This is a genomic window from Corynebacterium tardum (assembly GCF_046717785.1).
GTDB lineage: Bacteria > Actinomycetota > Actinomycetes > Mycobacteriales > Mycobacteriaceae > Corynebacterium.
In genome coordinates, this window is sequence record NZ_CP177104.1 from 574932 (window position 1) to 587857 (window position 12926).

Genomic DNA, 12926 nt, shown 5'->3' on the forward strand with positions numbered 1-12926 from the left:
CCAGCTGCCTTTTTTCTGCGCTTTCTCTGTGCTTTCGCCGCCCCCGCGGCCTAGGCCCGGGGCAGGAAGAGGTAGGCCAGCAGCGCGATAAAGCCCACGGCGAGGGCCGCCAGGCCCGTCAGGTTGATGGACGCGGTGCCGGTCAGCGCGATGAAGGACCCCACTCCCGCGATGATGAGTGCGGCGCCGAGGCCGCCCACAATTTTCGGCATCCGCGGCGCCTGCGGGCGGGCCAGGATGGCCACGAGTGCTGCCACCGTGACTGCCAACGCCACCCATTCCATTACTCGAAAAGCTGTACCAAACTCCATGGACATGCAAGCAATCGCGACAACAATCGATACGAGCGAGAGAAAGCACAAAACTCTTGCATTTGTCACCTAAATCAACTCCAATCCGGTGCTCAAGGGGCTAGTCGAAATAAGAAGCGGCAGTGACCGCACCATAATAAACATCGGCGGTGGCTTCGCAATCGAGAATACACACGAGGTTAGCGCCGCATTTCCAGTCGGCGGCCTGAGCCGGATTTGGTTCCGAGTGATATGGGGGTGGGGCGTTTAGAAGTATGCATGGTGAGTTTAGTGAGAAACTGAGCAATTTCTGTTGATCTATCTGTCGAAGTTCGCCCGTACGAGCCCGAAGGACACTACTCTGAGATCTGTATCGTGCTTGTCTGAAAGGATTACACCCAGTGTCTGATACCGCCCAGAAGTCCTTCTCCAAGATTCTGGTGGCCAACCGCGGCGAGATTGCCGTGCGTGCCTTCCGCGCCGCCTTTGAGGTGGGTGCGAAGACCGTGGCCATCTACCCGAAGGAAGACCGCAACTCCTTCCACCGTGCCTTTGCTAATGAGGCCGTCCGCATTGGCACCGAGGGACAGCCGGTCAAGGCATACCTCGACATCGATGAGGTTATTCGCGCCGCTAAGAAGGCCGGCGCTGACGCCATTTACCCGGGCTATGGCTTCCTGTCAGAGCGAGCTGACCTGGCCCGCGCCTGCCGTGACAACGGCATCAAGTTCATCGGCCCCACCGCCGAGACCCTGGACTTGACCGGTGACAAGGCCGCTGCAGTAGCCGCTGCCGAGGAAGCTGGGCTGCCGACGCTGAAGGACTCGAAGCCCTCGACGGACGTCGATAAGCTGGCGGAGTACGCCAAGGACTTTGAGTTCCCCGTCTTCGTGAAGGCAGTGGCCGGCGGCGGTGGCCGCGGCATGCGCTTCATTGAGAACGAGGCGGAGCTGAAGACCAAGTGCGCTGAGGCGTCCCGTGAGGCAGAAGCCGCCTTCGGTGACGGCCACGTCTATCTCGAGACTGCGGTGATCCGCCCGCAGCACATCGAAGTGCAGATCCTGGGTGACTCCCAGGGCAACGTCATGCACCTGTACGAGCGCGACTGCTCCGTGCAGCGTCGCCACCAGAAGGTCGTGGAGATTGCCCCGGCTCCGACGCTGGACCCGGAACTGCGTGATCGCATCTGTGCGGACGCCGTGAAATTCTGCGAGCACATTAACTACGAAGGCGCCGGTACTGTCGAGTTCCTCGTTGATGAGAAGGGCAACCACGTCTTCATCGAGATGAACCCGCGCGTGCAGGTGGAGCACACCGTGACCGAGGAGGTCACGGGCGTGGACATCGTGAAGTCCCAGATGCAGATTGCCGCTGGCCTCTCCCTTAAGGAGCTGGGCCTCAAGCAGGAGGACATCCACATCACCGGCGCGGCACTGCAGTGCCGTATCACCACTGAGGACCCCTCCAACGGCTTCCGCCCGGATACCGGCACGCTGACCCAGTACCGTTCGCCGGGTGGCGCGGGCGTGCGTCTCGACGGTGCAACGGCGGTCGGCGCAGAGATCTCCCCGAACTTCGACTCCCTGCTGGTGAAGATGACCTGCCGTGGTGCCACTTTCGAGCAGGCCGTAGCCCGGGCGCAGCGCGCGCTCAACGAGTTCACCGTGGCCGGCGTGGCCACCAACATCGGCTTCCTGCGCGCCCTGCTACGCGAGCCCGATTTCGTCAACACTCGTGTGGACACCAGCTTCATCCCGGAGCACCCGGATCTACTCAAGGCACCACCGGCCGTCGATGAGTCGGGTCGCATCATCGATTACATCGCTGACGTGACCGTCAACAAGCCGAATGGCGAGCGCCCGACCACCCTACGTCCCTTCGATAAGCTGCCGGATCTGGACTTTAACTCTGAGCTGCCACGCGGTTCCCGCGATGAATTGCTGGAGCTCGGTCCAAAGAAGTGGGCTGAAAAGATCCGCAAACAGGACGCCCTGGCGGTCACCGATACCACCTTCCGCGATGCCCACCAGTCCCTGCTGGCCACCCGCGTGCGCGGTACTGCGCTGGTTACGGCCGCTGAGGCCGTAGCCCGCATGACCCCGGAACTGTATTCCGTGGAGGCCTGGGGCGGTGCCACCTACGACGTGGCCATGCGCTTCCTCAAGGAGGACCCGTGGGTTCGCTTGGACCTGCTGCGTGAGGCTATGCCGAATCAGAACATCCAGATGCTGCTGCGCGGCCGCAACACCGTGGGTTACTCGCCATACTCTAACGATGTCTGCAACGCCTTTGTGCAGGAGGCCGCGAAGTCCGGTGTGGATGTCTTCCGTATCTTTGACGCGCTGAACGACGTCACCCAGATGCGCCCGGCTATCGATGCTGTCCTGGAGACCAATACCACCGTAGCTGAGGTCGCCATGGCGTACTCCGGCGACATGTGCTCCCCGGATGAGAAGCTCTACACGCTGGATTACTACCTCAAGCTGGCCGAGGAGATCGTCAACACCGGTGCCCACGTCTTGGCTATCAAGGACATGGCGGGCCTGCTGCGCCCAGAGTCCGCATCTAAGCTGGTTATGGCCCTGCGCAAGGAATTTGACCTGCCGGTTCACGTGCACACGCACGACACCGCTGGTGGCCAGCTAGCTACCTACTACGCGGCAGCGCTGTCCGGCGCCGACATCGTGGATGGTGCCTCCGCTCCGCTGGCGGGTACTACCTCTCAGCCTTCGCTGTCCGCCATCATCGCGGCGTTCTCGAACTCTTCGCGTGATACCGGCATCTCCCTCAAGGCCGTCTCTGACCTGGAGCCCTACTGGGAGGCAGTGCGCCAGCTCTACCACCCGTTTGAGAAGGGTATTCCTGGACCGACCGGCCGCGTATACCGCCACGAGATTCCGGGCGGCCAGCTGTCCAACCTGCGCGCGCAGGCTACCGCGCTGGGGTTGGAGGACCGCTTCGAGGTCATCGAGGACACCTACGCGGCTGTGAACGAGATGCTGGGCCGCCCGACCAAGGTGACCCCGTCCTCCAAGGTCGTGGGCGACTTGGCGCTGCACCTGGTGGGCGCGGGCGTCGACCCAGCGGACTTCGAGGCCAACCCCACCAAGTACGACATCCCGGACTCCGTCATCGCCTTCCTGCGCGGCGAGCTCGGTACCCCTCCGGGTGGCTGGCCGCCGCTGCGTGACAAGGTCCTGGAGGGCCGCACGCCGGGCGACGTCACCGTGAAGCCAGTCCCGGAGGAGGAGAAGGAGCACCTGACCTCAGAGAACTCGGGTGAGCGCCGTGCTAGCCTCAACCGCCTGCTCTTCCAGAAGCAGTTCGAGGAGTTCAACGAGTTCCGCCGCACCTTCGGCAACACCGAGGCGCTCACGGACACGATCTTCTTCTACGGTCTGGAAGAAGGCAAAGACTACATCGTCCACTACTTTCCGGAAGGCTCCAAGGACCGCGCGAACCTTACCCCGATCACCGTGCGTCTCGACGCTATCGGTGAGCCGGACGAGAAGGGCATCCGCAACGTGGTGCTCAATGTTAACGGTCAGATTCGCCCGCTCAAGGTGCGCGACCAGAACATCGAGTCCAGCGTCCCCACCGTGGAGAAGGCCGACCCGTCTAATGACGGTCATGTTGCCGCACCGTTTGCCGGCGTGGTTAACCCGACCGCCAAGGTCGGTGACGAGGTCAAGGCCGGCGATCAAATCGCCGTCATTGAGGCCATGAAGATGGAAGCCTCCATCTCCTCCACTAAGGATGGCGCCATCGAGCGCGTCGCCATCGGCACCGCCACCAAGGTTGAGGGCGGCGACCTCATCGCCGTCATCAACTAAACCGCCGAACCCCCTCCTGGCTGCTATAAAACTAGCCAGACAGGAGGGGGTTCGGGTGTTTGTGCCGACCGGTCCGCTGAAGGTGTCGAGTATAGTCGACACTTCTAGGAGAAAACGAGAAAGTGTCGAGTATAGTCGACACCCTTTGTTGGCTTGTGCTGCTAGAAGCGCTTGAGCATCACTTGGGCGTCTGGGCGGCCGGGGACCACAATGTCGACGAAGCCTTCGGACTCATAGAGCTTGCGGGCACCGGTGTTCTCGGGTTCGATCCAGAGCGATACGGCTGGGGCCTCTTGGGCCTCAGCGAGGTCGCAGGCGTTGCGCAGGAGGCGTCGTCCAGCGCCCAGGCCCCTGTAACGTGACTCCACGGCGAGGAAGAGCTCAGGAATGTCCTCCGGATCGAGGTCGGTGGCCCACTGGGATTCGTCGAATGGGTCGGCCTCTGGGTTTCCGGTGTAGGCTGCACCCTTCTGCTCGGTGGTGTAGTAGCGCAGCCAGGCTCCGCCGACGGGGACGCGGTGGCTGGAGACGGCGATGACGCCGCCGTCGACCTGCGGTGACCACTCATCAATGTAGAGCCCCACATCCGGCGTGTGGAAGTCCCCAAGGTGGGCGTTTTCATCACCGAGGACATCGGCGAGGAAGAGGAGACGGGAGAGATAGGTGCGGTCGTGCTCCTTGGCTAGCCGCACTCCGAATTCGGAATCGTTGACGCTCATGCCTTTCGAGGCTACTTGATCTCCAGAATCGGCTCGCCCTTGTTGATCTGCGCGCCGGTGGCGACCTTGAGGTCGGTGACGGTGCCGGATTTGTGGGCCTTGACGGGGTTTTCCATCTTCATGGCCTCGAGCACGACGACGACGTCGCCTTCTGCGACCTCCTGGCCTTCCTCGACGGCCACCTTGATCACGCTGCCCTGCATCGGTGCGGTCACTGCATCGCCGGACACGTTGGCCTGTGCACCGCCGCTCCGGCGCTTCTTCGACTTCTTGCGCTGCTGGCCGCCGCCCAGCAGTAGATTGCTGGGCAGGGCTACCTCGAGGCGGCGGCCGCCGACCTCCACGACGAACTTCTGGGAGTTCTCCTGCGCTTCTGGTTCGACGGAATCCTCCGCTGCGGGAAGCTCGTTGACCCACTCTTCCTCGATCCACTTGGTGTAGACCGTGAAACTGCCGTCCTGCGCGGCAAACGCCGGGTCGCTAAGAATGGCTTGGTGGAAGGGAATGACGGTGGGCAGGCCCTCGACGCGGTATTCCGCCAGGGCGCGGCGGGCGCGCTCGATGGCGGTGGCGCGGTCCGGTCCCCACACGATGAGCTTGGCCAGCATGGAGTCGAACTGGCCGCCAATGACGGAACCCTCACGCACACCGGAGTCCACACGCACGCCGGGGCCGGCTCGGTGTAGCCGGTGATGGTGCCCGGGGCGGGAATGAAGCCGGCAGCGGCATCCTCGCCGTTAATGCGGAACTCGAAGGCGTGCCCGCGCGGGGCAGGATCTTCAGTAATGGAGAGCTCACGGCCCTCAGCGATACGGAACTGCTCGCGGACGAGGTCGTAGCCGGTGGTCTCCTCAGTGACGGGGTGCTCCACCTGGAGGCGAGTGTTGACCTCAAGGAAGGAGATGAGGCCGTCGGAGCCGACGAGGTATTCCACCGTGCCGGCGCCGTAGTAGCCGGCTTCGCGGCAAATGTGCTTGGCGGACTCGTGGATGGCGGCGCGCTGCTCGTCGGTGAGGAACGGGGCAGGGGCTTCCTCGACAAGCTTCTGGAAGCGACGCTGCAGGGAGCAATCGCGGGTGCCCATGACGACGACGTTGCCATGCTGATCCGCCAGGACCTGAGCCTCAACGTGGCGGGCCTTGTCCAGGTAGCGCTCTACAAAGCACTCGCCGCGGCCGAAGGCGGCGGTGGCCTCGCGGGTAGCGGACTCGTACAGGTCTGCGATCTCCTCGCGGGTGTGCGCGACCTTCATGCCGCGGCCGCCACCGCCGAAGGCGGCCTTGATGGCGATGGGCAGGCCGTGCTCGTCGGCAAAGGCCTCAACCTCCGCGGCGTCCTTGACCGGATCCGGGGTGCCGGGGGCCATGGGGGCGTCGGCGCGCTCAGCAATGTGGCGAGCGGTGACCTTGTCACCCAGGTCCGCGATGGACTGCGGGGAGGGGCCGATCCAGGTCAGGCCGGCGTCAATGACGGCCTGGGCAAACTCGGCGTTCTCGGACAAAAAGCCGTAACCGGGGTGGATGGCGTCGGCGCCGGACTTAGCGGCGGCGTCGAGAAGCTTGGCACTGTCCAAGTAAGACTCTGCCGAGGTCTGGCCGCCGAGGGCGAAGGCCTCGTCCGCGAGCGTGACGAAGGGAGCATCGGCGTCGGGCTCGGCGTAGACGGCGACGGATGCAATACCGGCATCCCGTGCCGCGCGGATAACGCGGACTGCGATCTCACCGCGGTTGGCCACGAGGACCTTGGTGATGTTCTTGGTTTCAACTGCCACGGCAGGAACCCTCCTCCAAAAATTGTGATAGGACTGCGTACTATTCTTGCACACCAAAACATGCGAACATTGTCACGTGTCCAAAAAGAAAACCCGCACCAGCGCGGATGCGGGCTTCGTTGAGGCGCGTTGTTCACGCCAATGTTAGCGCTCAACGGGCATGCGGATCATATTCCCCCACTCGGCCCACGAGCCATCGTAGACCCGCGCGGAGCTAAAGCCCAGCAGGTACTTGAGCACGAACCACGTGTGTGCGGCCTGCGCGCCAACGTGGGAATAGAGCACCGTTTCAGTCGCCGGCTCCAGATCCCCGTAGTTGATCTCGAGCTCGTTGTGCGCGCGGAAGCAGCCGTTGGGGTACACCGCGCGGTCCCACTCCAGGTTGGAGGCGCCGGGGATGTGGCCGTGCGTCATCGTGGTGCCGTAGGGAGACTCCCCGTTTCCCGAGGTGCGCGCGGCCTCGCCGCCATACTCCTCGGGGCTGCGGGTATCTACCAGATTGGCGGAGGCGCCGCGCAGTTCCTCGACGAAGATGCGCGCCGTGTCATCGCGAGTGACCTCCGGGTAGGAGGACACAGGGAAGTCGGGCACCATGAAGGACGTATCGCGCTCCTCAGACATCCACGCATCGCGTCCGCCATCCAGAATGCGCACGTCCGGGTGGCCGTAGAGTTCGAAGACCCACAGGGCGAAGGCGGCCCACCAGTTCGACTTGTCGCCGTAGAAGACCACGGTGTCCTCGCGCTCAATTCCCTTATCTCGCATGAGCTCGGTGAAGCCCTGCTCATCAATGAGGTCGCGCGTCGTGGGGTCCATCAACTCCTTCTGGAAGTTGATGCGGGTGGCGGTGGGGATGTGGCCGATGTCGTAGAGGAGGGAGTCCTCGTCGACCTCGATGACCCGCAGGCCTTTCACGCCCAGGCGCGCGGACAGCCACGGTGCGGATACGAGACGCTCAGGGTGCGCGTACTCCTGGAAGGGGGGATTCGGGTCAAAATCGGCCACAGTCCACCTACCTTTTCATTAGAAGGAATGGTCGCCTCAACTCTAGCGCGGATGACGGGTGAGTGGTCACCCGGGGGAAACTTTTGTGGTGTTGGATACACATGGCCTGCGAAATCAGCCCCGTTACAGTCACTGGTTATAACAACCGTGCAGGTCAGGGGATGGAGTGGTGTGTGAGCTTGACTTTTGGGGGGTAGCAGCTTTGACAAGCGCAGAGTGTGTGACTGAGTTATTTTAGGAAGTGACCCCGCAAATTACCCCAACGAAAGGGATTAGCTGTGCATAAGGCAATCGTCGTCTTCGAGGTCGAGGGCGGTTCTGACAAGCAGTTCAACGGCCATCGCAAGGACACCCTGCCCATTGTTGACTGTATTAAGGATGCAGGCTGGCACGCAGAGGTTGTGTTCTACCGCCCTGAGTGGTCCGAGAAGCTCTTCGAGTACGTCTCTGAGAACTTTGATGCCTACATTTCCCGCGTGAACCCGGGCAACATCCCGGGCGGTGAGAAGGGCTACTTCGACCTGTTGAGCAAGCTTGCTGAGGCTGGCCTGGTCGGCATGTCCACCCCGGCCGAGATGATGGCCTACGGCGCCAAGGACGCACTGGTCAAGCTCAACGACACCGACCTGGTGCCGTCCGACACCGCGGCCTACTACGACGTGGAATCCTTCCACAGCACGTTCCCGACCTCTCTGTCCTACGGTGAGCGCGTCCTCAAGCAGAATCGCGGCTCCACCGGCTCCGGCATCTGGCGCGTGCGCTTGGCGGATGAGTCCGTTGCCGAGTCCGTCGAGCCGGGCACCGCGCTGCCGCTGGACACCAAGCTCAAGTGCACCGAGGCCGTGGACAATCACACCGAGGAGCGCGAGCTGGGCGAGTTCATGGACTTCTGCGACCAGTACATTGAGGGCGATAACGGCATGCTCGTGGACATGCGCTTCATGCCGCGCATCGTGGAGGGCGAAATCCGCATCCTCCTCGTCGGCCCGGACCCGGTATTCGTCGTGCACAAGAAGCCGGCCGAGGGCGGCGACGCCTTCTCTGCCACCCTGTTCTCCGGCGCGAAGTACACCTACCAGAAGCCGGAGGAGTGGCAGGAGCTCATCGACATGTTCGCGGAGGTTCGCCCGGTGATCGCTGAGAAGCTCGGCGGCGATAACATCCCGCTGATCTGGACCGCGGACTTCATGCTTGCTGATGGCGACGATGGCCAGGACACCTACGTTCTGGGTGAGATTAACTGCTCCTGCGTGGGCTTCACCTCGGAGCTGGACATGGGCATCCAAGAAAAGGTGGCCGCCGAGGCCATCAAGCGCGTGGAGGAAAAGCACGCCTAATGCGGAACACTTATTACTGAGTGTTTCATTCTTGCTCTTCCCTCTCTCCATGCATTGTTAAAACCAGTGTGTGGTGAGGGGGATTCCCCGTTTTGGGGCGTAGTCCCCAAACCGTGCTGCCAGTGAAAGGGATCTCAGGTACGTTGAGACTGGTACACACAACTGCTCTCCTAGATTTCTCTATGAAAGGACTACCGAGCACATGACGAACCCCAACCAGTTCGGCGAGAACGGCGAAAACAACAACAACGGTTTCGGCGGCGGCTTCGGCTCCGACTACACCCCGAACCACTCTGCTGATTCTGCCGCTGACTCCTCGGCTGATTCCTCCTCCAATCAGGGCTTCGGCTGGGGCGGCCAGTCCGGTTTTGGTTCCCCCTCCCAGGACTCCGGTTTCGGCAGCTACGGCGACAACTCCGCCCAGGGCTCCACCGACTCCCACGCCGCTGAGGAGTCCGCCTCCTCTGCGGGTAGCTACGGCGACTCTGCATCCGCCGTCCCGGCGTCCGAGTCCGCGGATTCCTCCTCCGCCTCTGAGGCTTCCTCCTCTTCCTCCTACGGAAACTACTCCGACGATTACTCCAGCCCCCAGAGCACCTCCAACGAGGGCACTGCGGCGCAGGGCTCGGGCTTTGGCCAGCAGCCGACCGAGACTTTCGGCGCGCAGCCGGACTACAACCAGTCCACCGCTCAGTCCTCTGGCTTCGGCGGCTACCAGCAGGAGCAGCAGTCTTCGGGCTTCGGCTCCCAGACCCAGACTCAGTCCCAGGGCTTTGGTCAGCAGGAGCAGCAGAACAACGGCTTCGGTGCTCAGCAGAACCAGGGCTTCGGCTCCCAGTCCCAGGGCTTTGGCCAGCAGGTCGCCCCGTTCGGTGCAGGTGCCGCTAACCAGCAGCAGTACCCGCAGCAGAACAACCAGGCTGGACAGGCCAACAAGGGTGGGGGCTTCTTTAAGGCCCTGTTTGATTTCTCCTTCAAGAACTTCATCACCCTGGATTTCGCGTCCTTCATCTACATCCTGACCGTCATCCTGGGCGCCATTTTCTGGGCAGTCACCGTCCTCTTCTCCTTGTCGGCCTTCGCAGACAGCATCCTGCTCGGCTTCCTGGCCTTCTTCCTGACGTTGATTCTGGGCGGTATCCAGTACCTGCTCTACGTCATCGGAGTTCGCCTTGTCCTGGAATTCTTCGTGGCGAACATCCGCACCGCGCAGAACACCTCCCAGCTGGTGGAGCAGGGCGAGAAGACGTCGACCAAGTAGCGTCAGACGTAGCTTCCGCACATAAGCGCAATCCCGCGGCCTCTTTCGAGAGGACCGCGGGATTTGTGGTTGTGGTGGGTTAGTCCAGGAGACCGGCGACGGCGTCCGGTGAAGCGTCGGAAAGCATCTGGCGTAGGCGGTCGTACTCGTCATCCTCGCCGATAGCCTGCGCGGCATGCGCGAGGGTTGCGATGGCGCGCAGAACGCCCTGATTCGGCTCGTGAGAGTAGGGAACCGGGCCCCAGCCCTTCCAGCCATTGGCGCGCAGGCGGTCGAGGCTGCGGTGGTAACCGGTGCGGGCATAGGCATACGCGGTGATGTAGGCCGTCGGCAGGGCCTCGTCCTCCCGCAGGCGGGCCAGCTCCTTCTCCGCCAGCAGCGCCCACAGCAGTGGCGAATTGGGGTGGGCTACGATGCCTGCCTGCAGATCGTCGGTGGCACTCGCCCCCGGATCCTCCGGGAGTTCGATGGGCTTCGGTGCAAGCATGTCTTTCATTTCCATAGGACACACCCTAGCGGGATTGCCAGAAAGATGACACGGACAGATCGAAAGAATACAGCGCGCGGCGTAGCACCGGCAGGGACAAGCCGATGACGGAGGACGGATCGCCCTCGATACGGTCGATGAACCAGCCGCCGATGGCCTCCAAGGTAAAAGCCCCGGCGCACTCGAGGGGCTCACCGGTGCGGGCGTAGGCGGCGATGTCGGCCTCGGTCGCCTCGGCAAAGTGCACCGTGGTGCGGGAGGCCTCCTCGAAGCGCTGCCCACCGAAGAGGACGCAGTGGCCGGTAATGAGCTCGGCCGTGCGGCCGGCCTGGGCGCGCCAGCGCTCTACCGTGGCGGCCTCGGTGTGGGGCTTGCCCTGCAATTCGCCGTTGAGAAGCAGCATGGAATCGCCACCCACGACGACGTCGTCGGGGTACTCCGGCGCGATGGCCTCCGCTTTGGCGGTAGCCAGGGCGCACACGATCTCCGCCGGGAAAGCCCCCTCCAGCGATGATTCGATGGCGCGCTCGTCCACGTGTGCTGGGGCGATGGTGGGCTCCACGCCGGCGCCGCGCAGGATCGACGCGCGGGAGGGGGACTGAGAGGCCAGAACTATGCGCATCGTTAGCGGCCTAGTAGTAGCGGACGTTGCGGAAGGCGGACGGGTTGAACACGTCGCCCGGCTGGCCCCACAGGTCGCGCGCGGAGCGCGTGTCGGCAGCCTTAGCGCGGGCTTCCGAGTCGAGCTGCTTGAGAACGGAGTTCAACGCCTCCACCTCCGCGTCGGTGGGATTGCCGCGGAGCACAGTGAATAGGGGAGTAGTCATAAAACCTCTAGAGAACGATGTTGCCGTGCTTCTTCGGCAGGGTAGGGATGATCTTGCGGTCCAGCAAACGCAGCCCCTCAACCAGGGAACCGCGGGTGGCCGCCGGGGTGATCACGGAATCCACCAGGCCGCGCTCCGCAGCCTGGTACGGGGTGAGGTACTGCGCGGCTTCGTCCTCGCTCAGCTCCAGCTCGGCGGCCAAAGCAGCGGCGTCCGCCACAGCAATCTCTGCGGTGGGCCAGGCGTAGGACAGGTCCGCGCCGAGCTCCTTCGAGCCGAAGGCAATGTAGCCGGTGCCCAGGGCGCGGCGCACGATGACGCTGATCTTGCCCACGCTGGCTGCCGCGTAGGCATGCACGAGCTTGGCCAGTGCGGACTTCTCCACGGTGAGCTCGGGGGCGTCGACGAACTCGACGATGGGGGTGTTGAACGCATCGCACAGGCGGATAAAGCGCGCGGCCTTGGAAGCCGCCGCGGCGTCCAGGGTGCCGCGGTTGGCCACAATACCGATCGTGCGGCCCTCGATGCGGCCAAAACCGGTAAACACACCCTCGACGCGTGCGCCGATTTCGTAGACGTCCTCGCAGGTGGCGGTGACCACGTCTGCCAGATCGACCGCACCGTCATCGCCCACGAGGGAATCCAGGGCGCGGTCGGCGTCGTTGATGTTGTCCTCGACGGAGCCGGCCACGATGGTGGCGTCGGTACGCGGGGCGGCGGCGCGGTTGTTGGACGGCAGGTAGGACAGCACGCGCTTGGCGACGTTCACCTCGTGCTCACCCTCCGTCGTCAGGTCGCCGTCGGGGGCAATGGCGACGTCGGAGAGCGCGGCGACCAAGGAGGCGTCCTTGGAGTCGGCGTAGACGGCGGTGACCTGCGGGATGAGGCCGGAGGCCGTGGTGGCACGGGCGAGGATGCGCGCCTGCATGGCGGAGGAAACAATGCCCTCCTGGGCGCGCGGCTTATCGCCGGCGACGAGGGCCACGATGGGCACGCCGGTTTTGATTGCCAGGTCGTAGAGCTTGGTGACCTTCTCGCCGTAGACCTCACCCATCGTGCCGTCGAAAAGCGAGGCATCCTGGGCGTAGGCGCAGACCTTGCGGCCATCCACGGTGCCGTAGCCGGTGACTACGCCGTCGGTGTAGGGGCGGATGTGCTCGCGGCCGAACTCGGTGGAGCGGTGGCGGGCCAGCGCATCGGTCTCCACGAAGGAGCCGGCGTCAAAAAGCGCCTCGATGGCGCTGCGGGCGGCCGGGACGTCTCCCTGCGGCGCGCGGGACTCAGTGAGCTTGGAGCTCAGATCCTCGATCTTGCCAGCGGTCGTCTTCAAGTCAGTCATGGCTCACTAGTCTAATACAGCGCGGGCACAAGACTTGAGGCGTGCCGATCAGAGTGG

10 protein-coding genes and 1 pseudogene are annotated in these 12926 nt (G+C 63.5%); 3 read left to right on the forward strand and 8 right to left on the reverse strand.

What is annotated here, in order from left to right; genetic code table 11:
- Positions 1-50: 50 nt before the first annotated feature.
- A complete protein-coding gene (locus ACLI1P_RS02830; protein ID WP_408931957.1) occupies positions 51-284 on the reverse strand; it encodes a hypothetical protein in 234 nt (77 codons plus the stop codon).
- Positions 285-691: 407 nt separating this feature from the next.
- Here ACLI1P_RS02830 and ACLI1P_RS02835 point away from each other — a divergent pair, with 407 nt between their 5' ends.
- Positions 692-4123 (forward strand): pyruvate carboxylase, encoded by a 3432-nt coding sequence (locus ACLI1P_RS02835; protein ID WP_411709364.1) that lies wholly within the window; start codon positions 692-694, stop codon positions 4121-4123.
- A 161-nt stretch (positions 4124-4284) separates the two neighbouring features.
- On the opposite strand, the gene ACLI1P_RS02840 is transcribed toward ACLI1P_RS02835, so the two are convergent.
- From ACLI1P_RS02840 to ACLI1P_RS02850, 3 genes and pseudogenes are all read right to left on the reverse strand, one after another.
- Entirely contained in the window at positions 4285-4842 is a 558-nt protein-coding gene (locus ACLI1P_RS02840) for a GNAT family N-acetyltransferase (RefSeq protein ID WP_408930149.1), read from the reverse strand.
- Positions 4843-4853: 11 nt separating this feature from the next.
- Positions 4854-6613: pseudogene (locus tag ACLI1P_RS02845) on the reverse strand (acetyl/propionyl/methylcrotonyl-CoA carboxylase subunit alpha).
- Positions 6614-6757: 144 nt separating this feature from the next.
- Positions 6758-7618, reverse strand: coding sequence for a sulfurtransferase (locus tag ACLI1P_RS02850; RefSeq protein ID WP_411709365.1), 861 nt, complete (start codon positions 7616-7618; stop codon positions 6758-6760).
- 278 nt (positions 7619-7896) lie between these two features.
- On the opposite strand from ACLI1P_RS02850, the gene ACLI1P_RS02855 reads away from it, so the two are divergent.
- Both ACLI1P_RS02855 and ACLI1P_RS02860 read left to right on the forward strand, forming a co-directional pair.
- Positions 7897-8955, forward strand: a complete 1059-nt coding sequence (locus ACLI1P_RS02855) for a Cj0069 family protein (protein ID WP_408930152.1) — start codon at positions 7897-7899, stop codon at positions 8953-8955.
- Positions 8956-9157: 202 nt separating this feature from the next.
- Positions 9158-10216 carry a DUF4282 domain-containing protein gene (locus ACLI1P_RS02860; protein WP_408930153.1) on the forward strand — a complete coding sequence of 353 codons (1059 nt, stop codon included), beginning with the start codon at positions 9158-9160 and terminating at the stop codon, positions 10214-10216.
- A 79-nt stretch (positions 10217-10295) separates the two neighbouring features.
- Here ACLI1P_RS02860 and ACLI1P_RS02865 read toward each other — a convergent pair whose 3' ends face one another.
- From ACLI1P_RS02865 to ACLI1P_RS02880, 4 genes are read right to left on the reverse strand one after another with little or no spacing between them, the layout of a single operon-like run.
- Positions 10296-10718: a DUF3151 domain-containing protein gene (locus ACLI1P_RS02865; RefSeq protein WP_408930154.1), complete on the reverse strand. Its 423-nt coding sequence runs from the start codon at positions 10716-10718 to the stop codon at positions 10296-10298.
- A gap of 10 nt (positions 10719-10728) precedes the next feature.
- Positions 10729-11325, reverse strand: coding sequence for a Maf family protein (locus ACLI1P_RS02870; RefSeq protein WP_408930155.1), 597 nt, complete (start codon positions 11323-11325; stop codon positions 10729-10731).
- A gap of 10 nt (positions 11326-11335) precedes the next feature.
- Entirely contained in the window at positions 11336-11530 is a 195-nt protein-coding gene (locus tag ACLI1P_RS02875) for an acyl-CoA carboxylase subunit epsilon (protein WP_296133443.1), read from the reverse strand.
- 7 nt (positions 11531-11537) lie between these two features.
- On the reverse strand, positions 11538-12869 hold the full coding sequence (locus ACLI1P_RS02880) for a carboxyl transferase domain-containing protein (protein WP_411709366.1): 1332 nt from the start codon (positions 12867-12869) through the stop codon (positions 11538-11540).
- Between the last annotated feature and the right edge of the window lie 57 nt (positions 12870-12926).